This is a genomic window from Rhodococcus sp. 1168 (assembly GCF_002091955.1).
Classification (GTDB): domain Bacteria; phylum Actinomycetota; class Actinomycetes; order Mycobacteriales; family Mycobacteriaceae; genus Rhodococcoides.
On sequence record NZ_MKKY01000082.1, the window covers coordinates 1 to 21,524 of the forward strand.

Genomic DNA, 21,524 nt, shown 5'->3' on the forward strand with positions numbered 1-21,524 from the left:
CTCTGCTTTGGCGGCTTCGCGTGCGAGGGAACGATCACGCATTTCCTCGAACTTGGTGGCCTGACGCTCGAGGTCTTCGAGGAACACCGCCAGTTCTTCACGCTTGGATTCCCCGACACCGGTGAAGTCCTCGCGTTCGAAGATCTGCCACTTCCGTAGCACTGGCCACACCACGTCTTCGAGGTGCTGACGCAGATCGTAGATGCCGTGCTTGGCCATCAACACACCGTTGCGGCGGAAGTTCGGCATCCCGGCACCAGGCATCTGGAAGTTCATCACGATATGCGAGATCGCTTCCAACGTCTGATCCGGCGCGATGTCGAGCGCGGCAGCGGTGACGTTGCGGTAGAACATCATGTGCAGGTTCTCATCCGCCGCGATGCGCTGAAGCATCCGGTCGGCGATCGGGTCGTCGCACACCTTGCCGGTGTTGCGATGCGAGACACGCGTGGCGAGTTCCTGGAAGGTAACGTACGAGACCGAATGCAACAGTCCGGTTTCTGCGCCCGCCGGCGAGGCGAAACCGTTGGTCATGTGAATCATCCGGGCCTGCTCGAGCGCGACCGGATCGACACCGCGGGTGACCACCAGGTAGTCGCGCATGACGATGCCGTGCCGGTTCTCTTCGGCGGTCCACCGTCCCACCCAGGTGCCCCAGGCGCCGTCCTGTGAAAAGTTTTCGGCGATCTCGCGGTGGTAGGAGGGCAGATTGTCCTCGGTGAGCAGGTTGGTGATCATCGCTGCTCGCGCTACCTCGGAGAGTTTGCTCTGCTCCGGTTCGTAGTCCACCCCACCGAGTGCGGCGAAGTTGCGGCCTTCGTCCCACGGCACGTAATCGTGCGGGTGCCACTCCTTCGCCATCGACATGTGGCGGTTCACGTTGTCTTCCGCAACAGGAACCAGCTCGTGTAGCAGCTCCAGCTGTGTCAGATCCCTCGCCATTACATTGCCCTCCATACATTGCCGATACTCGGACCTAGCCTACGGCACCGTAACTTGGCTGTGAACGCTCTCGAGTTGCGTGGCGCACAGTAGCCGGCCGGGAACAGGGCGTTGTGCCCCCGTAGCAGTTCATTCCCCATTGACAGTTCGTTCCCCGTAGCCGAACTGTTACCGAGTGTACTTTCGATGTACTCGGATGCTGCACGGGCCGCCGGTGGTGGAAAAGCGGGCGTCCGGGCCGAACACGCGGTGGACGGCATCTGCCACCGCGTGGACATCCTCGGTGCCCCCAGTAGGACTCGAACCTACGACCTGCGGATTAAAAGTCAGAACGAGTCGGTGATGCCTGATGACGGTGAATCTCACTGAGAGTCAGTCGGTCCAGGTGAAGGCAGGTTGTCGTGTTGTTCTGTGGTGGCTGGTTACGTGGTCACACGGTTCGTCCGTGACCACTCTGAAGCCACGGTTCCGTGCATCTCGGATGACTGGAAACAACCTAGATCCGTGGGTACGGTCGCCGAATGTCCGATGATGGATCGACCCTCCCAGGGACGGAACCGCAGCCAGGGGTTCGAGTAGCTGCCCTGACGTTTCCTGTCGCCGAGGGCGCGGAACGGCTAGGAGTCACTGAAGGGTGGTACCTGACCCAACTCCGCGCCCGCAAACTCCCCGGCCACAAAATCGCGAACCGCTGGCGACTCACCGACGACGACGTCGCACAAGCGTTGCAGTTGACGGCAGTGCCCGCGATCGCGCCAGTAGCTGATCCCGCGGGGCTTACGCCTGGGTCGAGGCGTCGCCTGGAGAGGCGTGCGCAGAGGTAGACCGATGGCCGCTTCGACAGGCAGAAATGCCCCACCTCCCAGGATCAAGAGGTGGGGCATCATTCCGTTGGCTCAGCGGCCATCGATTCAGTTATTGGTGAGCTCGTTGACCGTCACGCGGTGTTTGTCGTATCCGGCAGGGGCGACGGTGCACCCGAAATAGTTGCGGACGGTCCCACCGAATGCGTTCTCGGAATCGACGATGCCGCGTACATCGAAAGCGCCGCCCGAAATTCGCTTGGAGTTGGTGTCAGGAAAGTCAGCGGTCGAGGGCGCTTTGAGTTGGTCTTCGATCGCGTTCTCGCAAGCTATCTCCGCGATCCCACCTGTGAGTGCGGTGCTCGGTGTGACCGGCCGGGCGCGGATGGTGGTTGAAGTGACGGGCGCTTCGGTCGTAGATGTCGATTCGGCCGACGTATCAGGTTCCCCGCTGCGCGTTTCCTGCCATGCGGTGTATGTCACGAGCGCGATGACGACGGCACCGATAACGCCGACTGCCATGTAGTTCCTCCGCTTCTGCCGCGGGGTCAACGGGGTGGCAGCAGGACGCGTGTTTGAAATGGAAGGATCGGGTGACTGAGTGGACCGCAGTGCCGACGTCCACCGGTGCCCGTCCCACCATCGCAACAGACCGGAACCTTCGGGGTCTGGGTGCCATCCCGGCTGAGTCAATTTTGTCTCCCGTGTCAGGTGTCTCGTAGTGGCGCTGGACCTCCCTTGGTCAGTAGATGACGCCGGGAGCAGAACGGACGGGCGGATAGTTCGGATGCTCACCCGAGACGCGCGCGCTCGGCAGCAGATTCAGCGCTGCCGCCATGAGCGTCGAGTCGTCGGCGATTGTCGCGATTGGCCCGGTCGGTGTGAGCGGGAAGGAATATCCCTCCCTGGTGAGGTACGTCCGAGTTTCCGGGTCAGCCTCCCACATATCGGGTGTGGCTTCCGGGCCGTCCCCGCTGTATGTGAGCCAGCGGCCTTGGTCCTCGCGTGAGGTGACTGTCCAGGTCATAGCAGCGCCATCGCCCCGATCACGAATTCTTGTAGCTGACTGGTCTTGTCGAACTCACCGCTCGGGGTGCTGCGCCCAAACGTGTCTTGCAACCCTACTTGGAACGCCTCCGCTGCACGGGTCGCTGGATCGGCCATAGCGTCAGTCGAGTACACCTTCCCTGCATAGGGGTGCCGCCAGTCGTCCTCGTAGCCGACCTCGTTCTCCATGCCTTGCTTGCCTGGGTAGACCTGACTCATCGGTTCGAGGACTCCGTTCTTCGTCGAGCGGGATCGGACGAGCGCAAATTCGAGGTGCGTCAGCCCTGGTATTGCGCGCTCCATGCGGTGGCCCAGTTCGTGGGCCATCACTTCGTCGGGGTAGGAATCGAAGGCACCCCGATAGTTTGGGTGGTAGTCCGTCTCGGCTGCGGCGATGAAGTCCCAGTCGCCTTCGTAGAAGGCGCGGTCCGTCTTGCCGACCTTCAACTCGCCCCGGTCCGATGCAGTCTGCAACCAGGCGTCCGGGAAGATGATCTCAGCGCGACGCACAGCTGCGATGCCTTCCGCGGTGCCCTCTGTGGCATCGGCGATGCGCATGTCGGAGATCCGCGCGGCCTGTTTCACGCCGCCTATCGGGCGAACCTCGGCGAGTGCCTCCTGAAGGATCGCGGATTCTCGTCGAGCGATGTCTCGGCGAATCTCATCGCGGACGGGTGAGAATGCCTGCCCGTTGGCGATGAGCTTCTTGTCCGCGGCCTGGAGCTTCTTCACCACCGCATCCTTATCGATTCGCAGCATCGCATCGTCGCGGATCGATTTCCCGACACTCAGTGTCGTGTCGAGGTGCCGCTGCAGCTTCTCGGGGACGAGCTTCGCGCCGTTCACATCTCGCGGATACTTGATGGTGGTATCGAGCCAGCCAGCACGGTCTTTCGGCAGTGTGGTGCGGGCTTGTTCGATGAGTTCGCGCGTCGAGTCGCTGAGCAACGTTGCTTTCGGCTTCGGCTTGGGTGTCGCAGAGGCTACCTTCGGGGTAGGCGCGGCCGGCGGTGTCGGCTTCGGCTTCGGCAACGTGGGCGGCTTGACGCCGTCCGGGCGGACGTCGCCGATCGTGTAGCCGAGGTCTACGCGTTCCCGCTTCGGCCGGCGCTTCAGATCGTGCACGGTGATGTGGTCGCGGATCGCCTTCTGCTGGACTCTCAACCGGGCAGCCTGGACGCGCTTTGCTTCCGGTGTGACCGCGACCGACTGCTTCCGCTTCGTGTCACGGATGCCGCGTTCCATCGCGCGCAACTTCTGAGTGGCTGCGTAGCCTTCCGGGTTCTCTTCAGTCGTGAAAGTTCGGGACGCTCCGGGAATCCAGGCACTTACTGCGTGCCGGCAATTTGGATGCTGAAAGCCTTGTGCGCGTGCACTTTCCAGCGTTGCCTTGATCTTCACTCGGACGGTGCCGGGGCCTGCCGCGTTCTTCTGTTCGATGGTTCCGGACGTTCCGTCGAGGCTGAGCACCTGCCCTTCGTACGGCTGGCATTGCGGTGCCGATCGTGGATGCGAGGACACGACGAGCAGGTTGAAGCCGCGCTCCTTCATCCGCTCGGTGTGCGAGTCGATGAGTTCCTGATTGACGACCGTCCGCGATTTCATTTCCATGTACGTGGCGAGCGACCAGTTCTTACCGCCGCGATCTCGAAAGCCGGTGATGCCGCGGGCGGTAAGAACGTCGAGGGCTTGCTGTACCGCATCGACGCGCAGCCCTCCGGGGTTGGCGGTCGTACGCGCACCAACCTGCATCTTCACCTTCACGTACAGATTCTCTGAGACCTTGGCTACGGTCTCATTCAGTGCGTAGACGTCGCGCATGGCCTGCCGTGCGGCCCGCTCAGTGCGTGGATTCGTAGGCTCGCGGCGCTCCGTGGACGGGCGGGCAGTAACGGGAGCTACGCCGTTGTCGTCGAGATCCTCATCGGCGCGGCGTCGACCGAGGTGCCCTGCCTTCTGCACAGCCCTGCCGATCGCGGGCATGGCGCTCGCTTGGAGCTGGCGCTGCATGGCTTGCGCGTAGCTACGGAACCGCAACTGCTCCGTCTGCTGCCGCTCTGCCCAGTCATCTCGATCGGCGCTGACTGCGAGATGCTCGGCCATCTTCGCCAGTAACTGAAGCTCAGCGCCCGCGTAGAGGCTCACGACGTCGTTGCTGATGCCGTAAGCCTCTGTCGGGTCCAATGCCACCCGTAATTCCTCTCTCGACCTGCGGATCAGTGATCCGCTTAGGTGTGTTTTTCAGCAGGTCAGGGGTGTTGTGGTCACGCCGTGGTCACTGCCAGGACATCGCTTGCGCGGTCGAGGCGCTCTCCTGCGCTTCCTCTGCGTCGACGTCGGGCACGTCTTTGTCCGAGTAGTGCGACAGGACTGCCGCTTCGAGGTGACTGCCGCCCGATTCGGAGATGTACGTGACCCGCTGAAATGCAGCAAGCTCGTTTTCCAGTCGCGCTGCGGCCCTGATGGCTGCCGCGTCCTCGGGGCGGTCTGCGAGATCCGCGAACCGGCTTGTCACAGCGGCCTGCACGTTGGCGGTGAAGTCCTTCGCTTGATCGCCGTTCAATGCCTCTTCGATCGTCTGGTCGGGTCCGCGATTAGCGTTGAACCAACCGCCCGCGAACCGTTCCGCGCCGATCACTGCGTCACGGTCTGCGCCCTTCAACGCCTGATTGAGCGTGCGCCCGCGCTCCAGTTGTGGGAGAACGATATTGCGCCATGCCTGCTCGGTGCGGGTGAGGTCGGCCGGTGAATTGGAATCGAAGGTGGGGCGTACTCGCTCACTGTCGCGGGTCACCTGTCGACCGACGTACGCGGCCTCTTCCTTCAACTCCTCGAACTTCTTCGCGTACTCGGTGTTGACCGACTTCGTCCAGCCTTCGAGGTATCGCGTCCGTGCGTCGGTGGACATGAGTTCGTCGGTCTCGGCTTCTTTCTGGTAGTAGGCGAGCTTGGCTGTGCGCTCGCGGCCGAGTTCCATTGCGCGCTTGTTCAGGTCTGCGAGTGTCGTCATGGTGGGTTCTCCTGGTGATGGTGTGAGGGTTTAGCGGTGGCGTTCTGGATGGTCGCGGTAGCTGGCGTCGAGCGCGTCTTCCCGTTCAGGTGAGCCGAGAACGAAAGCCTTGACTGCGGGCCCGTGGGGATCGGCGGTGCCGGCGTTACTTGGGGGCAGGATCGGGTCGAGGGCTTCCGTCAGCGGTTCGACAGTGGGGTCGCCGCCGAGGACACCGAACTGGGCGAAGTCGTAGGTGTCCTGTTGTGCGCGGTCCACGCAGTGCAGTCGCTGCAATGCCGACCAGATGGGGTTCGCTCCGTCAGCGCTGGGTGTCGTTGTGGGAGTGGCGTCTTCGCGGACAATGAGGGCGACCGCGCCTTCCGTGTGCCGTCCGTCCGGATAGTCGATTCCGCCTGTGACGGGGAGGCTGCGCCCGTCTGGAAAGTGGTAGGCACCTTCGTTGTCGACGTAGCCGAGGCCGGTGTAATTGCGGTCGTCGGGGTTGCTGCTACCGCTCACTCTGCGGACGTTCGGCGGGGTCTCTGCTGTCATGGCATTCTCCTGGAAGATGTTGTGCTGCAATTGCTTTCATTCTACCAGTGTGATATTGAAATCTCGAGCGTCACAAGGGGTGAGTCTCGACCTGCGGACTGAGAGTCCGATTCGGTCCAACAGTCCGCAGGTCGAATGCTGCTTGGTCACTCGATGGTCACAGCGGGATTTACAAGCCCGCCTTCATGATTGCGATGTTCGCGGAGCGGTTGCCCTGGTCGATGTCGACCTGAACATCGACCGGAGTCTTTGCCTGTGCCGCTTCCTTGATCTGATCGAGAACTTCGAGCACCTGACTGAGGCCGGCTTCGAGGATGGCTGGCGAGTTGGAACCACTGTCGAACTTGCCGGTGAAGTTGCCGTTGGCGTCGAAGCCTGAGGCGATGGTGTTTGCTCCACCGACTGCGAGCGCCAGGAGATTGTTGAAGTTCGCTCGCTGTTTGTTCGCGGACTGGCCCTTGCCGTTCAGGGGGATGTCCAGGGTGGGGCGGTCCGAGTTCTGGTAGCCGCCGAATCCTGTGAGTCCGCCGTCTGCCATGGGGATGAGGTCGTAGCCGAAGCGTTTCGCGATCTGCTTCGTGATGGCTACCGAGCGGCCCCGCTTCGACGGTGCGAGGGGGATGTATCCTTCGCCGCCCGTTTCGGGTTCGTTCCACATGCGCGTTGTACCGTTGCCGATTTGTGCGCTGTGGTCTTCGCCGCCGTTCGCGAACACCTTCAGTCCTGCGGTGAGGATGGGGGTGCGTTCCTCGGCTGGCTTGTCCGTACCGCCGAGAGTTGACGGCCAGTTCGTGACGAACACGCGGTCACCATCGGTAGACAAGTCGACACCAGAGTCGGTGATCGCGTAGGCAGAATCCGTTCCGCCAGAAGTGGACGTGTCGGGGTTACTGCCGGTGCCCGTATCTGATTCCATGCCGAGATCGCCGGACATCGGGAACCATGCCTGCTGGTCGAAGGACGGATCGTCCGCGCCAGTAGGGCCACCGACAACGACACCCTCGGAGCCGTTCGACTCGAAGTTCGTGCCGTCCGGGTAGGTCATAGCGGTATGGCCGTTTGCGCCGCCGCCTTGATCCCACCAGCCGACACGGAGGCTTCCCTCAGGGCCGCGCCCGAGGATCGCACCCTTGTGTTGCAGCCATGCACCCTCGGAGACCGTCGACATACGCGAGTCGTAAGCGTCGAGTCCAAGTGCCCGGTTGATAGCGCCGGACACTGCGCCGGAACAGTCGATGGAGGCAGTGGAGAAACCGCCCATCTCATACCCGACCGGGTCCATGGACTGCGCCCACTGCATCGACGCGTCAATGCCGTCCTTGCCGATGACGCCGCCGTCAGCGAAAGACTTCACCAGCCCGAAGCCGAACTTCTTCGCGGTGATCGCGAGGATGTCCTCCGCGCGCCCACGCTTCGAGGGCGCGTGCGGAATGTACGACTCCCCGCCCGTCTCTGGTTCATTCCAGATTCGGGTGGTGCGGCCGTCGCCGATCTGCGGATCATGCGCCTCGCGGATGCCACCGTTGGCGAACGTCCCACCACCACCGCCGAAGTTCCCCGAATTTGGTGAAACAACTGGGACTGGACCCTGCATCGACGGGGCGTCAGCCTCCGAGACGCCCTGGTCCCGCCAGTATCCGATCTGGCGCTGACGGAGGTCGACAAACATGCCGATGTTCTTGCCGTTGTTGTTGCCGATGAAGGCGTCGATCGCCTGCTGACCCTCGCCGGTATTCGCCGTCACTTTGAACGTGCCATCCGGCAGGGTCTCCACTTTCAAGCCCAAAGCTTCGAGTGCGGTCTGCTGCTCTGGAGTGTTCGAGTCGATGATGATGGACTTCTCATCCGGGATGTCGTTGACGACGGCAGTGCCGAGGGCCTGCATCAGGCGCGCTGATGTTTCGGCTCGTTCACCCGCTGCCTTGACGTCCTCGCGCATACCCTGGATGCCGGGTCGCGCGCCGTCGATCATGTCCGCCATGCCGCGGGCCTTGTCGCCTGCGGTGCCGACCGAGTTCGCGAAGTCGTTCATGCCGTCCGCAACAGCGTGCATTTCGTCGGCCTGGTCTCCCATGCCGGGGATGATGTCGAGCGCTTTCGCGGACATCTCGATCATCCCAGCGATGAACTGCGTGGCTTTGGCGATGGTTCCGCCCATGCCGTCCGCGAAGCCTGCCCATGCACGTAACGCGCCCGACGAAAATGCCAGCGTGGCATCCAGGGTCGCGAACCCTGCATCGGCAAGTCCGGTGAAAAAGCCGATGATCTCTGGCTTGTTCTCTGTCACCCAGTTCGCGACGTCTTGCAGTGCGGGACCGAACGCTTCTGCCAGTGCGAGTTTGATGTCAGCAGAGGATGTTTCGATGGAACGTTTGGCGGACTCGAACGATCCGGCAGTGTTCCCGGACATGGTGTCGCCGGCCTTCTTTGCCGCGCCTTCGACATCGCCGAGTTGCTGCACGGCGGTCGAGAGATCCATGGTGTAGAGCGCATCGCCCATGTCTTCGGCTTTGGTGCCGAACAATCCGACTGCCGTTGTGGTGCGCTCCAACCCTGGCGGCATTTCGCGGAGCTTTGTCAGGACTTGCTCCAAACCATCCTGTGCGTCTTGTCCGCCGAGGCTGATCTTCGCGGTCATTTCTTCGGCGTTCATGCCCATCGTCTCGAATGCTTCGGCGGATGCTTTCGAGCCATCTGTAGCGCGGATGGAGAACTCTTTCAGCGCATCCGCTGCGGTGTCGGTGTCTCGTGCGCCGCCCTGAACGGCTTGTGAGAGCAGACCCATCGCTTCCGGGCCGTCGAGGCCGAGCTTCTTGAACTGGATGCCGTACTCGTCGATCGTGTCGAGGAAGTCCTCGGAGGTGTTCAGGCCCGCTTGCTGCGCTTTGACGAACATATCCAATGCAGCGGGGGCGTCCGTCGCGAAACCAGTCTTGACGGCCTGAGACGCTGAGCGCGTCAGGTTGGGGATGTCCTCGCCCATGATGTCTTTGACGATGTTCAGCTGTTCGATGGTGGCCTGGAAGGTTTTGGTGTCTTCCTCGCCGGTGAGGAGCCCGGACTGGATTGCGGCGCGAGCTGCATCCATGTTCTCGGTGACGGATTCACCCCACGCGTTGGAGTAAGCGAGGCCCGCGGCCTCACCGATTCGGCGGGCCGTCTCGGGGTTGACGCCGAGCTTCGCTTGGAGAAGGTCTTCTTGTCTCTCCTGCTCCATACCGTCTGCAATGGCATTGGCGAGGACCGCGCCGGCAGCGAGACCGATCGCCGCGACTCCGAGGAGGGACGCGGCGATCGGTCCGCCTTTGCCGCCGAGGCTGGCGACTTTGCTGGAAAATGCCGACAGGAAGCTACCACCGCCCGAATCTCCCGACTGGCCAGCCAAGTCCCCGATGCCGGAGAACGCGCCTTGTACGCGTTCCTGAACGCCTTCGCCGATGCTCCTGGTGGATTCAGCGGTGCGCTCACTGGTGCGGCCGAGCTGATCGACTTGCCGTTCGGCTTGGCGAGCTTCGGTGCCGACGCGGCCAACATCGCTGGCGGATGTTGCTATGCGTCCGATGTCACGGGTTGCGCCTTGCGCGCTGGTGCCGAGGTTGTCGACCTGGCGGCTGCTGTCGCGGAAGCTGGTGTCGACGCGTGATGTCGACTGCCGGACTGCCTGTTCGAAGTTGCTGACCTGCCGTTGGCTGTCCTGGATGGAGCGGGTGAAGCGGGCATCATCGACAGTGAGGGTGGCTACGAGTTCACCTACGTTTAGCGAAATGGTTCAGCCCTCCGTGGTGAGGTTGGTGGATCGGTTGATCTCCCCGCCGAGTCGACGGAAGAGCATTGTCTGAGCCGCCCAGGAAGCCGAGTGCGCCTTGGTCAATGCTTCAATTTCTTCGCTGTCCATCGCGTTGAGCATCGTTCGCACTCCAGTCAGGTCATGGTTGGCGAGCGCGACGATCAGAGCGTTGACGTCCTGGTACGCCTTGGGTGCGTCGTCGGGGAGTGGGCTGGGGGTCGTCATAGCGGGTTCTCCTAGTGGCGTACCTGCGGATTAGAAATCCGCTGGGGTGGGTGTTTGTGCTGGTCAGAATGGGAGTGGTTGCGAAGCGGTCACTGTCTCCTCCTCGTCAGTGGTTGCGTCGAGGTAGTGGAAGCCCGCCCAAATTCCTTCGGTATACGGACTGATCTGTGCTTCGACGTCGCAGGCGAGGCGCACAGGGCAGCTCCGGCAGATGCGGCGGGCCGCGTCGAGTCGAACGGTCCGGTCGGCGGGTGCCTCGCCGTCGACATGGTCGTCCCACATGGGTGCCCGCCCTACGCATGGAGTCATGCCCAGCCTCGGCATTCGGGGTAGCTGGGGGCCTGCCTCGCCGGAGATCAACCGCAGCAGGTGAAGTAAGCCCTCGTCGGGCCAGCCTGCGCCATCTGCGCTCTTAGAGGGCTGGTGCTCCCAGTCCTGGTCAATACCTCGGTGAGATTGCCGCACCTTGCGGACTGTCATCGGATCTCCCGCGCGCGTGCAGGGCAGGTGGAACGTCTCATTTCGCGTTCCTCGCGTGCGCGGTGAGGCTGCCGAACGTCCGATCCGCGTCTTCGCGTTCCTCCTGCGCGCGCGCGGGGCAAGTAAACGTTCACTTCGCACTCTTGCCGCCTGCTTCCCGATTGCCTCGCGCATGACACGCGAAGACGCGGAACTAGCGCCGCCTTCGTCCTCTGGGCCTTTTTCCTGCCGTCTGGTTGGCTTTCTGCCGCACTTTCGGGGAGGGCCAGTGGGTGTGGGTGGGGGATGCGGTCATGTGTTCTCATGTTGTCCTCGCGTATCGGGTGAGGTCCGCTGGTTGAGGGCCGGGAAGTAGTGGTCTGCGATTCGCTGGACGTCTGTCGCGCATTTCTCGCAAATTGGACCGATGGTCGAGTCGTCGTTGAGGCGCAACTTTGAGAGTTTCGGTCCTCGTACTGCGCAGAACTTGCAGGCTGGCGGCCGGAGATGGAGCACTGCAGTCAGGCCGAGGCCGAGTTCGCGTGCCTCTGTCCTGGATTCGGTCGTTGTGTTCATGGGAGTTCCTTTCGGTCGTTGGCGTACTTTTCGCCGATCGCGAGCCAGCCCATCGCCTTCTGGGAGGCGGGGCCGATGCCGGCGTTGGGGACGGCTCGGATGGGGGCGCGGGATTTGAATACGTCCGAGACGAGGCTGGGGAGGATCCCGGGGCCAACGCCTTTTTTGCCGACCCAGATTTCCAAAGCGGCTTTGACGGTGTCCGAGTCGAACCCCTCGTTGAGGAGCGCTGAGGTTTGCAACGCCAGAGCTGTCCTCACGGCTTGCGGATTGGTGCTCGATGGGACGACGTCCCGAACCAGTTTCCAGCCTTCCGGCGGTACGGGTCGCGAGCGTGGACCGTCACTTCGGTGCATAGAAAAGTCTCCGCTGCTTTTATCTGGTGTAGTTGGTCTGGTGTAAAGGGACTGGTGGTCGGCAACATGGATTGCCGGTCTAAGTGCTCCTGATTGCCGGTCTAACTCGTCAGGATTGCCGGTGTAAGTGCCTGTTACACCGGCAACATGGCTTGCCGGTGCAACAAGGTTTGTAGTGGCAACATGGCTTGCCGGTGCAACTTCCGCGGGCATGGTCAGCCGGTAAACATCGGCGAGCCTGTTTCCCCGCCGGCGAGGGGCCTTCGCTGTCAACTCCAGGAATCCGCGCTGAACGCCCAGTGCAAGCGCGGTTCTGACGGTGCGGTCGGACACGTGTCCTGTCTTGCTTCCAGTTTTGCGCAGATCCTCGGAGAGGCGCTGCACCCCCGGATGGGCGTTACTCCCATCCGGGTCGGCGTAGCTATCCATCATGAGCATCGTGCGCCGCTGGTCGTCGGTGAAGTGTTCGTCGCACACGACCAGCCGCCGCCAGGCATAACGCATCGAATCACTCATTAGACAACCGCTGCCCGCACCGTCTCGGAGTGGTTGCAAGCGCCAGCAGCAGCGGCCAAGAGGAGCCGAATCAGCTCTGGCACTTGGTCAACCGAGATTGGCGTTGTGTGGTCGCCGAGGGTTACGAGGTGGACGGGCTCGCCTGGCGTGGCGTCCGGGAAGTAGTGGTAGCCAACGTCGAAGGGGTCACCGCTGGCGTCAGTTACGGCCCCGACATCCCCGGAGTCATTCAGGTTGCTGACTCCTGGTGCGGTCTCCAGCATCGCCGTGTGCGCGGTGGCGAGCTCGACTGCAAGGTTCGCGTAGTCGAAGCGCTGCGACCGCTCGACAAGGGTCGCCGAGTAGTCGTGGATTGCTCGCGCCTTGCGCGCGTAATCGCTGACGGCGGAGTCCGTTTCGCGCTGCGTCGACTTCTGGGCTCTCCACTCATCGACGGAAATTGCGGGGCGGCGTGTGGTTTTGCTGTTAGAATTCATGTAGGACATCCGTTCTGGTGATTGTGTAACTGTTCAGTGCCCTCGGCGTTCTCTCGATTGCAGTCGAGAGGGTTGGCGTCGGGGGTTTTTCTTTGGGTTATCAAGCCGCCGTGTTCTCGATGCGCAGCAGCGCAAGGAGATCGGCCGTGACGACCCGGTAGCTCGAACCGAGGCGTAGGACTTTCGCCGGAAACTCTCCCCGCTGCGCGAGTGCGTAAGTGGTGCTTCGACTCGCGCCGACGGCGTTGCCCGCCGTTGGCCAGAGCGGAACCGTTGGCCCTGCGGCGAGGAGATCTTGTCTGATGTCCATCAAGTGCGCCTTTCCGAAGATGATCTCAAAATCGATCAAAATTGATCGATTTTCGATCCATGGGCCAGACTAGGGCACATTCGGCAGCATGTCAAAGGTTTTCGTTGCACTTTGATCGCAAAACGCGATATCCTTCCGGTATGGATGCAGAACGGGAAGTCGGAAAGAAGATAGAGACCCTCAGGGTTGCTGCGGGATTGGGTCAGCGAGACCTCTCGGACGGCCTTCGCGAGGCCGGAGTCAACTGGTCGCAAGGGACGCTTTCGAGAGTGGAGAACGGGAGTCGCCCAATCCGCTTTACCGAGGCTGTAAGGCTCGCCGAGATCCTGAAGGTGCCCATAGCCGAGCTGCAGCCAACCGGTGGACTGATCGGCTTTCTGTATCAGCAGGCACTTTGGGGCTATGCCAACGCCAGAGGTGCGCTGGAGGACGCCCACTACGATTTTGTCTCCGCCGCTAACCGCATAAACGCCCTGCGTCTTGTCCGGGAGCTGCTGGATGGAAACCAGGGTCCCTACTCGGTTTCTGGGACTGGAGTCGACTTATTGAATGCAGCCACCCAGGGGCTCACGCGTGACGAGCCAATGCGCAGCGTTGATGAGTTGGAACTGCTCCGAGTGCTCGGAGTGCCCTCTGAATCCATCGCGGCGAAGCGAAGTGCGCTCGATCATGAGTTAGAAAGCCGAAGTGCATCAGCTCGCATAGGCACTGTTGAGGACCTGGCATTCTCGGAAGCGGGTAAGTCAGCGGAGGACCGGGCCTTCTGGCTCGATGAAGTACTGGTAGAGCGCTACGCCGAAGAGCTATTGGCAGTTCGGTTTCCGTTTCTCAGCTTTAACCACTCGGAGTCACGCAGGCTTGAGATCGTCGGCATCGACAATGCCCACGATTGGTCTGCTGACGATGGGATTGAACTTCGATGAAGGGTTCGATATCGAAGCGCTGCAAGTGCCCGGTAGAGCACGACGCGCGCGGCCGGCGTAAGTCCTGCCGAAAGCCGCACGGATCATGGACGTTCCTCGTCGACATCGGCTTCGACCCAGAGACAGGCAAACGTCAGCAGGTACGCAAGTCCGGTTACCGCACATCCGATGAAGCGGAGGCGGCGCTCGCCGAGTTCCTCGTGCAGGTCGGCAACGGTCAGGTCTCCCACGACCGGCAGCAGACCGTCGAGCAGTACCTCCGCTCATGGCTGCTCGCGAAGAAAGATGCGGGGATCCGGCCGACGACGCTGCGCAGCTACCAACAGCACGTCGACACCTACCTAGTCCCGTACCTCGGTCGACTGCGCCTCGGTGACCTACGAGCGCAACACGTCGAGAACATGCTCCGAGCGCTCGCCACGCCGAAGGTCGCGCCGAGCCTGGGGGAGCGGATCGCCAAAGGCAAGCGTCGGAACCCGAAGCCACTGTCCGCTTCGACGCAGCGACGTATCCACGCCACACTGCGGAGCGCGCTCACATCGGCGAAGCGTAAGCACCTGGTGACCTTCAATGCGGCCGAGAACATGGAGCTGCCGCGCGCCCAACGCCCGAAGGTGAAGCCGTGGGAGGTAGCCGAGCTCGGCGCATTCCTCGACCACGCTGCGACCGACCGACTCGGCGCTCTGTTCGAGACGCTCGCCATGACGGGCCTACGCCGCGGTGAGGGATGCGGTGTCCGGTGGGATGACGTCGACTTCGTCGGGCGCGTGATCACAGTTCGGCAACAATTGATCGAGGTCGACGGGACCGGGGTCGAGTGTGATTATTGCCACGGGGAGCACAAGCAGTTCCAGTTCGGGAAGCCGAAGACGTCGAGCGGTGAGGATCGAGTAGTCGATCTCGACCAGCAGACAGCCGGCATCCTCCTGGCTCATCGGTTCGCCCAGGACGCCGAGCGCGCCCAGTGGGGTAGCGCTTATCAAGATCACGGACTCGTGTTCGCTCGCGAGGACGGCACCCCGATACCGCCTCAGCACGTCACAGACACGTTCAATCGGCTCGCCAAGGGTGCGGGCCTACGTCCGATCCGTCTGCACGATTTGAGGCACGGACGCGCATCGCTGCTCCTCGCCGCCGATGTGCCGATCGCTGTCGTGTCGAAGCTGCTCGGTCATTCGTCGATCTCGATCACCAGCGACACGTACTCGCATCTTCTGAAGGGTGTCGGGTCGAAAGCAGCGGAAGCGGCTGCCGGACTGGTACCCCGCGCGGGCCGTGACCAGGGCCTACGCGAAGACGTCCGTGACCATTCGGTGACCATTCCGGATGATCTCGCGAGCATCGATACCGCCGCTGACCAGGAAATACCTGGTCAAGATGGTGCCCCCAGTAGGACTCGAACCTACGACCTGCGGATTAAAAGTCCGTAGCTCTACCAACTGAGCTATAGGGGCGCGGATCGAAAGTGTAATGGGTGTTCCCATCCGGCAGGCAGGTACCCCCACCGAGCGTCGGGCGGCTATTTGCCTAAGCTACTGCAACCTTTGGGCGCGGGGATTCCGGCGAGCCGCTCGTCGATCCACGCGTGGGAACCAGGCACGCCCGACACCGCGACGGTCATGTGCTCACCGAGGTATTCCTCCAACCGGACGTCGGAACCCTGGGCGCACCATTCGTCGTACAGGGTTTCGGCGCCTTCTCGGGGGATCCAAAATTCCTGTTGCCCTTGGTAGATGAACACTGGGGTCGACGGCGCGAGGGCACCGCCCATCCGCGTCCGAGCGATGATTTCTTCCGCGATCGGAGTGCGATCCACGTTCGGTATGTCCGAGAGTGCCTGGACGGGTATCGGCACCACCAGCCCGCCTGGGGCGAGTAGATAGACGCACATGTCCTTCGCGACCTGCGCGAGCCGAAGTCCGTTCGCGTTCATGAGTTGGAACATTTCCGGATATTCGCGGGCGACTCCGAGTGCCGCGGAGAGAAACAGGGTCGAGGCCGCATTGGTTCCGTTCATGGATCCGAGCAGAATGCGGTAGTCGATCGGCGCACCGCCGAACGCGGTACCGACGATGTTCACCTCTGGGGCGTACGACGGTGCGAGTTGCGCGGCCCAGCCGGATGCGATTGCGCCTCCGGAATAGCCGGTGACGGCGATCGGAGATTCCTTGTCGAGCCCCAACTCCGGTAGGGCGACCATTGCTCGCAGTGCATCCAGGACTGCATGTCCCGCCATCCTTCCAGCGGCATATGCCTGCCGGGGGCCTTGGTGGTCGGTGACCACAACTGCATAGTTCTTGACCAGAAAGAGCTGCACCGCAACGATTTCCGGCGCAATGCCGCGGGGTAGTGTCCACGACGGCGCGCACGTGTTGCCCAGTGAATCTATTGCCATGTTGTAGGCGACGACAGGGCGACTACCTTTTCCGGTCCACGGGGCGGTGGGTACAATCACGGTGGTGGCTGCCGCGACGGGTCGGTCCTTGGAATCGGTGGATCGAAAGAGGATTTGGGTGGAGGTCACCGGTGTGACCAGTGGGCCGACGCTCACTGAACGGGTGCCGAGGATGGTCCCAGGGCTCGAATTCTCGTATCCGGCAGGCGCATCGAACCATTGATCCGAGAGCGGTGTGGCCGCGGCGGACGCGGGATCTTGCTTCGGCGTGATGAAGTCCGTCACGGGGTCGGCGCTGACCGACCACGGATACGCAGCGATCAGTGATACTGCGAGAACTAGTCCTGCCGAACGATGGAAGAATTCTTTGCCAACCATGCTCTCACCTGAATTCGTCATCCACTATCAGCTTTGTGTGCTCTGAGTCACATTATATTCGATTTTGACGGCGCGAGTGAGCGGCGCCGGGTCGAGTTCGGATTGTTATCCGTCCTTTCCGAGACCTGGAAAGGACGGAGTGGGTCACTCTTCGAAGAAGTCCACGAAAGCGATTGCGTGAAATTTGCTACCGAAAAGCGTTGAACCGAAGACCTTCTCATGTCACTGCAATACACGCTTCGATCAAGATGATCTGGCTCGTCGGTGACCGAATGCCGGACAGCAGACTGCGGTGAATCCTGTCGGGAACCCGAAGCAGGGGAAAGCCCACGTGTGATCACCGGTGCATCATGGGGTTACCAACGAATGTTGGATAGACAGAGGGAGCCGAACGTGATTCGAAGTACCGAAGATCATGGTGCGATCAGCTGTGCCACGCGGAGTCGCATCTATCGGCACGGCGCCTTGCAGGTGACAGACCCAAACGAGGAAGAACTCCGGGAGTGGCGCGTGGACCCCGACGCTGTTCTGTGGTTCGACCTGTTGGCGCCGACGACTGCTGATCTGTCTCGGGTCGCGGAGATTCTCGGAGGTCGCGAACTGCATCCGCTGGCCCTGGAAGGAGCTTTGGCTCACGGACGGCGTCCACGGTTCGTTCGATTCGGTGACCACTTTCTCGTGCATACGCGGGCACTTCGGCTCGATACCGAAGATTCGCTTCAGGAAACCGAAATCGGAATGTTCGTCACGAGCAACGCCCTCATTACGATTCGTTCGAATGATGCGTTCGCTCTGGATCCCATTCTCGACGGCTGGGACGACGAGTCTTCGATGACCGTCCATGGGGCGGGGTACCTGGTGTGGTCGTTTCTCGACACAATCATGGACGGGTACTTCGCCGTCGTCAATTCGCTGAACGAGGATGTGCAGTCGATCGAGGACTCCTTGATCGATGAGGGGTTGCCGGTTCGTGATATTCAGTTGCGCAACTTCGTAGTTCGCCGGTCGGTGGTCGCGGTTTCCAAGGTGGTTCTGCCCATGGCCGAGGTATGCGCGGGTTTGCTCAGACCGAACCGACATCCAATCGATAGCGAAGTCACTCCTTATTACCAGGATTTGTACGACCACTCGCTTCGCCTGACGGAGAGAGTCGACGGCCTTCGTGATGCGATCGAAACAATTTTGTCGACAGGTCTTGCCATGCAGGGTAATTCTTTGAACGAGGTCATGAAGAAGCTCACGGCGTGGGCGGCGATCATCGCCATACCCACCGGTGTGACCGGATACTTCGGGCAGAACATCCCGTTTCCTGGTCACGGCCGCGCCCTCGGCTTCTGGCTGAGTACTGTGGTGCTGATCGGACTGGCGACAGGATTGTGGCGAAGTTTCAAGCGCCGCGATTGGCTCTGACGGCCGTCGACAAGTCGGCTGACCGGTTCGGCACCTTACAGTGGGGTATTGTTTGTAAGGTATGCGCTACGAGGCAAGCGCACCCTGCCCTGTGTGACCTAGTGGCTCGAGTGCGCACCCCCTGCAGCGCACTCGAGCCGGGTGAGCGTACCACCCGGATTGTTTGTTTATCGTCGCCGATTTGTCTGTTTTCTGGGTTTCCCAGAGGCTTCTGGGGCAATGAACAGCTTTGTCGAGGACATGGTGACTTACGCTCGATCAGCGGTATGGACTGCTGATGTGCAGAGCGCTTTTTTCGGAGGCACGAGAAGTAATGGCACAACAAGAGCGCGCACGCAGGACCAGAGCGGCGATCGTCGAGGCTGCGGCTACGGAGTTCGCCCGACGTGGATACGCGGCCGCGTCCGTCAATGCGATCCTCGAGGGTTCCAATGCCACCAAGGGTGCGATGTACTTCCACTTCCAATCGAAGGAAGATCTGGCCCGGGCCGTGCTCGTAGCTGCGCTGGAGAGGTACACCGCTATCACCGAGAAGTGGCAGGGCTCGACACTGCATCCCTTCGAAGTCATTCGCGGGATCATCGACGACATCGCTCTCGGATTTCAGACCGACGTCATTGTTCGAGCCGAGTTTCGGCTGATCGTCGAGCCGGAGTTCTACAGTGAGGTCCAATCCGGGAGCGGCCGAGCATGGGGCCTGACTGGGCACGAATTGGCACGCAAGGCCCAGGAGATGGGCGACTTGAAACCGGAGTTCAGCCCGGACAGGTTCACCAGAGTGCTGAGCGCGTCACTCGCGGGTCAGCGATTCATGACTGATCTCGTGTCGGACAGCACCGAGCTGCGTGCTCTGTTCCAAGAATCCCTCGAAGTGCTCCTTCATGCGATGGCAACACCTCAGTGGTTGGACACCTGGCAGCGTGTCGGATGGCCGCCCCTGGAGCTGGTGGCTAAAAATAGCGCCTCTGACCTGCGGGTTTGAGTTTTTCGGAAGAAGTGCCCTAAGCTATCCAAGCTCCCAACGGAATGCCGTTGAGGGTAACGTCAGTGCAGTTCGGGATTGTGGAAGCTTGTAGTCCGAGTAGCTGCAGGTTCGAGCAGTTCGGCGGGCCCCCTTCGTCTAGCGGCCTAGGACGCCGCCCTTTCAAGGCGGTAGCGCGGGTTCGAATCCCGTAGGGGGTACGTTCGATCGCCGGAATTGACAATCCGGTGTGCAGTACAGCAGTCTCTTGCAGAGTGGCGCAGTTCGAAGCGGGTTGATCACCTGCTAAAGTTTGCGCTAGTTGAGTTCGACGCAAGGCCCTGTAGCGCAGTTGGTTAGCGCGCCGCCCTGTCACGGCGGAGGTCGCGGGTTCGAGTCCCGTCAGGGTCGCAAGTTCGGTGTTGTCATCGAATTATACGATCAGTCAGAATTGCATCAGTTCAGTACAAGGCATTGTCATCGGTGCCGCCCGGCCAGGTAGCTCAGTTGGTACGAGCGTCCGCCTGAAAAGCGGAAGGTCGCCGGTTCGATCCCGGCCCTGGCCACATCTTGGTTTCCCAGTTCAAGCACCCCTTCTGGTAGTTGTCAAGGGTTGACGCCGCGAACTTAGTACTGATCATCCGGCGATTATCCGCCCGTGCAGTGAACCGTCCCGGGTTTGATGCCGCTTCGTTCTTTGTGAAGGATGAAGCACATGTCGAAGCGTTACCCGGCCGAGCAACGTGAGCGTGCGGTGGAGATGGTCCTTGACCATCTCCACGAGTACAACTCCGTGTACGGCGCATGCAAGGCGATCGGACCGAAACTGGGTGCCGGCGCGGAGTCACTCCGGCTCTGGACACGCCAAGCTCTGATCGATGCCAACCAAGCTCCCGGTGCAACGACCGAGGAGCAACAGCACGATTCAGGGCGGTAAGAATTCCACACGGGCCCCTGACCTGCTCGACCGTGATTTCACTTCCGAGGCCCCGAATCGGAAGTGGGTTACCGACTTCACGTAATGGGGTGGTCGGCATCGATTGCGACACGAAAAGGCGACTGGCAGGTGGTCACTGAGATTTTACCGACCGGGGCGCAGGCTGAGGTGGTGAGCTGCTGGAAGGTGATCACTACCAAGATTGAACGGACCGCACCCGAAGGTCTGAATGTAGACGGTGGCCCTGCCAGTCGTCCGAGGTACGTGATCGGCTTGTGAGATGCCGCGCCACAGAGCGCTGTCCATTAGGTTGCCGCACCACCTCGAGCTCACAAGGAAGGAAACCGACCAACGGGAGGAGTGATCCATGGGATTGACCGTCGGGATCGACTGGGCCGAGATCCATCACGACGTCGCCATCATGAACACCGACGGAGCGGTGATCGCGCGGGCGAGGATCGACACCGGTGCAACCGGATTCATCGAACTACTCAACCTGATCGCATCACACGGCGGCACCGCGGAGGATTCCCCAGTTGCCATCGAGACCGACAAGAACCTGCTCGTCGTTGCCCTCGCAGACGCCGGGTTCATCGTCTATCCGATCAATCCGCGTGCCGTCGCGCGGTACCGCGAACGGCACGGGCAAGCAGGCGGCAAGTCCGATCCCGGCGATGCTGCGATTCTGGCGAACATCTTGCGCACCGACCGCGATGCGCACCGAACTCTCCCCGCAACTACTGAGCATGCCCGCGCGATCAAGGCACTCGCCCGGCAACATCAGGAAGCGCTATGGGCACTGCACCAAACCCTGAGCCGGCTGCGATCTGTGTTCCTGGAATTCTATCCTGCAGCACTGCAAGCATTTCCGAACTAGAAACACAAAGCGACAGTGGTCGTTCTCGGTGCAGTACCCACGCCGACCGCTGGCCGCGATTTGACGAAACGGCGCCTCGTTGCTCTGCTACATCGGGCGGGACGACGCAACGACGAGAAGCTGGTCGATCAGATTCTGGCTGATCTGCATGCGCCGGCGCTGACGCAACCACGTGAGGTCGAGGATGCGCTCGGACACGCAGTGACCGGTCTGCTCGGCATCGTCGCCGCGATGCACACAGCGGTGGATGCGCTCGAGAAAGAGCTCGGCGAAGTCTTCGATACCCATCCGATGGCGCCCCTCCTCAGATCCGTTCCAGGTCTGGGTACGGTACTGAGTGGCCGCATACTCGCCGAGATCGGCGACGACGCAGAACGATTCACCACGCCCGCCGGATTGCGCGCATTCGCCGGAACTGCACCGATCACCCGTGCATCAGGCCGATCGCACTACGTTAAAGCTCGCAAAGTCCGGAACAAACGACTCGGCGACGCCTGCCACTGGTGGGCATTCTCCATCCTGACGAAATCACCGGGTGCTCGGGCACACTACGACAAACGTCGAGCTATGGGAGAGCGCCACAACGCCGCTCTCCGCAACCT

General features: G+C 61.6%; 22 protein-coding genes, 4 tRNA genes and 2 pseudogenes. 13 read left to right on the forward strand and 15 right to left on the reverse strand.

The window, feature by feature from the left end:
• Positions 1 to 942, reverse strand: a 942-nt coding sequence (locus BJI47_RS18700) for an acyl-ACP desaturase (protein WP_088945159.1), incomplete at its 3' end; no start/stop codon positions are given.
• A gap of 186 nt (positions 943 to 1,128) precedes the next feature.
• Here BJI47_RS18700 and BJI47_RS23805 point away from each other — a divergent pair.
• Both BJI47_RS23805 and BJI47_RS23810 read left to right on the forward strand, forming a co-directional pair.
• Positions 1,129 to 1,311 (forward strand): hypothetical protein, encoded by a 183-nt coding sequence (locus tag BJI47_RS23805; protein ID WP_125458759.1) that lies wholly within the window; start codon positions 1,129 to 1,131, stop codon positions 1,309 to 1,311.
• Between the two features lie 152 nt (positions 1,312 to 1,463).
• Positions 1,464 to 1,766, forward strand: a complete 303-nt coding sequence (locus BJI47_RS23810; protein WP_125458760.1) for a DNA-binding protein — start codon at positions 1,464 to 1,466, stop codon at positions 1,764 to 1,766.
• Between the two features lie 87 nt (positions 1,767 to 1,853).
• On the opposite strand, the gene BJI47_RS18710 is transcribed toward BJI47_RS23810, so the two are convergent.
• From BJI47_RS18710 to BJI47_RS18735, 7 genes and pseudogenes are all read right to left on the reverse strand, one after another.
• The gene (locus BJI47_RS18710) at positions 1,854 to 2,267 is read right to left on the reverse strand and encodes a hypothetical protein (RefSeq protein ID WP_254900689.1); all 414 of its coding nucleotides are present in this window, start codon (positions 2,265 to 2,267) and stop codon (positions 1,854 to 1,856) included.
• A 75-nt stretch (positions 2,268 to 2,342) separates the two neighbouring features.
• Positions 2,343 to 2,540: pseudogene (locus tag BJI47_RS25055) on the reverse strand (DUF2510 domain-containing protein); the annotation flags it as partial.
• On the reverse strand, positions 2,488 to 2,772 hold the full coding sequence (locus BJI47_RS18715; RefSeq protein WP_088945162.1) for a hypothetical protein: 285 nt from the start codon (positions 2,770 to 2,772) through the stop codon (positions 2,488 to 2,490). The gene BJI47_RS18715 and the pseudogene BJI47_RS25055, both read right to left, overlap by 53 nt.
• Entirely contained in the window at positions 2,769 to 4,982 is a 2,214-nt protein-coding gene (locus BJI47_RS18720; RefSeq protein WP_088945163.1) for a phage minor capsid protein, read from the reverse strand. The genes BJI47_RS18715 and BJI47_RS18720 overlap by 4 nt, the downstream gene beginning before the upstream one ends.
• Before the next feature lie 85 nt (positions 4,983 to 5,067).
• Positions 5,068 to 5,802: a hypothetical protein gene (locus BJI47_RS18725; protein ID WP_088945164.1), complete on the reverse strand. Its 735-nt coding sequence runs from the start codon at positions 5,800 to 5,802 to the stop codon at positions 5,068 to 5,070.
• Between the two features lie 30 nt (positions 5,803 to 5,832).
• Positions 5,833 to 6,336: a hypothetical protein gene (locus BJI47_RS18730; protein ID WP_125458761.1), complete on the reverse strand. Its 504-nt coding sequence runs from the start codon at positions 6,334 to 6,336 to the stop codon at positions 5,833 to 5,835.
• Positions 6,337 to 6,505: 169 nt separating this feature from the next.
• Positions 6,506 to 9,721 (reverse strand): phage tail tape measure protein, encoded by a 3,216-nt coding sequence (locus tag BJI47_RS18735; protein ID WP_088945166.1) that lies wholly within the window; start codon positions 9,719 to 9,721, stop codon positions 6,506 to 6,508.
• A gap of 24 nt (positions 9,722 to 9,745) precedes the next feature.
• Between BJI47_RS18735 and BJI47_RS18740 the strand changes: the two genes are divergently transcribed.
• The gene (locus tag BJI47_RS18740; RefSeq protein ID WP_088945167.1) at positions 9,746 to 9,979 is read left to right on the forward strand and encodes a hypothetical protein; all 234 of its coding nucleotides are present in this window, start codon (positions 9,746 to 9,748) and stop codon (positions 9,977 to 9,979) included.
• A 126-nt stretch (positions 9,980 to 10,105) separates the two neighbouring features.
• On the opposite strand, the gene BJI47_RS18745 is transcribed toward BJI47_RS18740, so the two are convergent.
• The 5 genes from BJI47_RS18745 to BJI47_RS18770 form a co-directional block, all read right to left on the reverse strand.
• Positions 10,106 to 10,348, reverse strand: a complete 243-nt coding sequence (locus tag BJI47_RS18745; RefSeq protein WP_088945168.1) for a hypothetical protein — start codon at positions 10,346 to 10,348, stop codon at positions 10,106 to 10,108.
• 63 nt (positions 10,349 to 10,411) lie between these two features.
• The gene (locus BJI47_RS18750) at positions 10,412 to 10,828 is read right to left on the reverse strand and encodes a WhiB family transcriptional regulator (RefSeq protein ID WP_176224962.1); all 417 of its coding nucleotides are present in this window, start codon (positions 10,826 to 10,828) and stop codon (positions 10,412 to 10,414) included.
• A gap of 551 nt (positions 10,829 to 11,379) precedes the next feature.
• Entirely contained in the window at positions 11,380 to 12,243 is an 864-nt protein-coding gene (locus BJI47_RS18760) for a hypothetical protein (protein ID WP_139804869.1), read from the reverse strand.
• Between the two features lie 11 nt (positions 12,244 to 12,254).
• Positions 12,255 to 12,731 (reverse strand): hypothetical protein, encoded by a 477-nt coding sequence (locus BJI47_RS18765; protein WP_125458762.1) that lies wholly within the window; start codon positions 12,729 to 12,731, stop codon positions 12,255 to 12,257.
• A gap of 100 nt (positions 12,732 to 12,831) precedes the next feature.
• Positions 12,832 to 13,041 carry a DNA-binding protein gene (locus BJI47_RS18770; RefSeq protein ID WP_088945177.1) on the reverse strand — a complete coding sequence of 70 codons (210 nt, stop codon included), beginning with the start codon at positions 13,039 to 13,041 and terminating at the stop codon, positions 12,832 to 12,834.
• Positions 13,042 to 13,181: 140 nt separating this feature from the next.
• Between BJI47_RS18770 and BJI47_RS18775 the strand changes: the two genes are divergently transcribed.
• Together BJI47_RS18775 and BJI47_RS18780 are read left to right on the forward strand one after the other, a co-directional pair.
• Entirely contained in the window at positions 13,182 to 13,964 is a 783-nt protein-coding gene (locus BJI47_RS18775; protein WP_176224963.1) for a helix-turn-helix transcriptional regulator, read from the forward strand.
• Positions 13,961 to 15,121, forward strand: a pseudogene (locus BJI47_RS18780) (tyrosine-type recombinase/integrase); the annotation flags it as partial. The gene BJI47_RS18775 and the pseudogene BJI47_RS18780, both read left to right, overlap by 4 nt.
• Before the next feature lie 221 nt (positions 15,122 to 15,342).
• Here the strand turns inward: BJI47_RS18780 and BJI47_RS18785 are convergent.
• Both BJI47_RS18785 and BJI47_RS18790 read right to left on the reverse strand, forming a co-directional pair.
• Positions 15,343 to 15,418: transfer RNA gene (locus tag BJI47_RS18785), tRNA-Lys, on the reverse strand.
• A gap of 65 nt (positions 15,419 to 15,483) precedes the next feature.
• Entirely contained in the window at positions 15,484 to 16,737 is a 1,254-nt protein-coding gene (locus tag BJI47_RS18790; RefSeq protein WP_176224964.1) for a lipase family protein, read from the reverse strand.
• A 393-nt stretch (positions 16,738 to 17,130) separates the two neighbouring features.
• Here BJI47_RS18790 and BJI47_RS18795 point away from each other — a divergent pair, with 393 nt between their 5' ends.
• The 8 genes from BJI47_RS18795 to BJI47_RS24785 all read left to right on the forward strand — a co-directional run.
• Positions 17,131 to 18,147 (forward strand): magnesium transporter CorA family protein, encoded by a 1,017-nt coding sequence (locus BJI47_RS18795; RefSeq protein ID WP_254900690.1) that lies wholly within the window; start codon positions 17,131 to 17,133, stop codon positions 18,145 to 18,147.
• Between the two features lie 313 nt (positions 18,148 to 18,460).
• Positions 18,461 to 19,129, forward strand: a complete 669-nt coding sequence (locus BJI47_RS18800; RefSeq protein ID WP_088945175.1) for a ScbR family autoregulator-binding transcription factor — start codon at positions 18,461 to 18,463, stop codon at positions 19,127 to 19,129.
• Between the two features lie 127 nt (positions 19,130 to 19,256).
• Positions 19,257 to 19,329, forward strand: a tRNA-Glu gene (locus BJI47_RS18805).
• A 116-nt stretch (positions 19,330 to 19,445) separates the two neighbouring features.
• A tRNA-Asp gene (locus BJI47_RS18810) sits at positions 19,446 to 19,519 on the forward strand.
• Positions 19,520 to 19,600: 81 nt separating this feature from the next.
• A tRNA-Phe gene (locus BJI47_RS18815) sits at positions 19,601 to 19,674 on the forward strand.
• A 149-nt stretch (positions 19,675 to 19,823) separates the two neighbouring features.
• The gene (locus tag BJI47_RS18820) at positions 19,824 to 20,045 is read left to right on the forward strand and encodes a hypothetical protein (RefSeq protein ID WP_125458764.1); all 222 of its coding nucleotides are present in this window, start codon (positions 19,824 to 19,826) and stop codon (positions 20,043 to 20,045) included.
• Between the two features lie 367 nt (positions 20,046 to 20,412).
• Positions 20,413 to 20,922 carry an IS110 family transposase gene (locus BJI47_RS24780; RefSeq protein WP_254900519.1) on the forward strand — a complete coding sequence of 170 codons (510 nt, stop codon included), beginning with the start codon at positions 20,413 to 20,415 and terminating at the stop codon, positions 20,920 to 20,922.
• Positions 20,923 to 20,937: 15 nt separating this feature from the next.
• A partial coding sequence (locus BJI47_RS24785; protein WP_254900520.1) for a transposase occupies positions 20,938 to 21,524 on the forward strand: 587 nt, incomplete at its 3' end.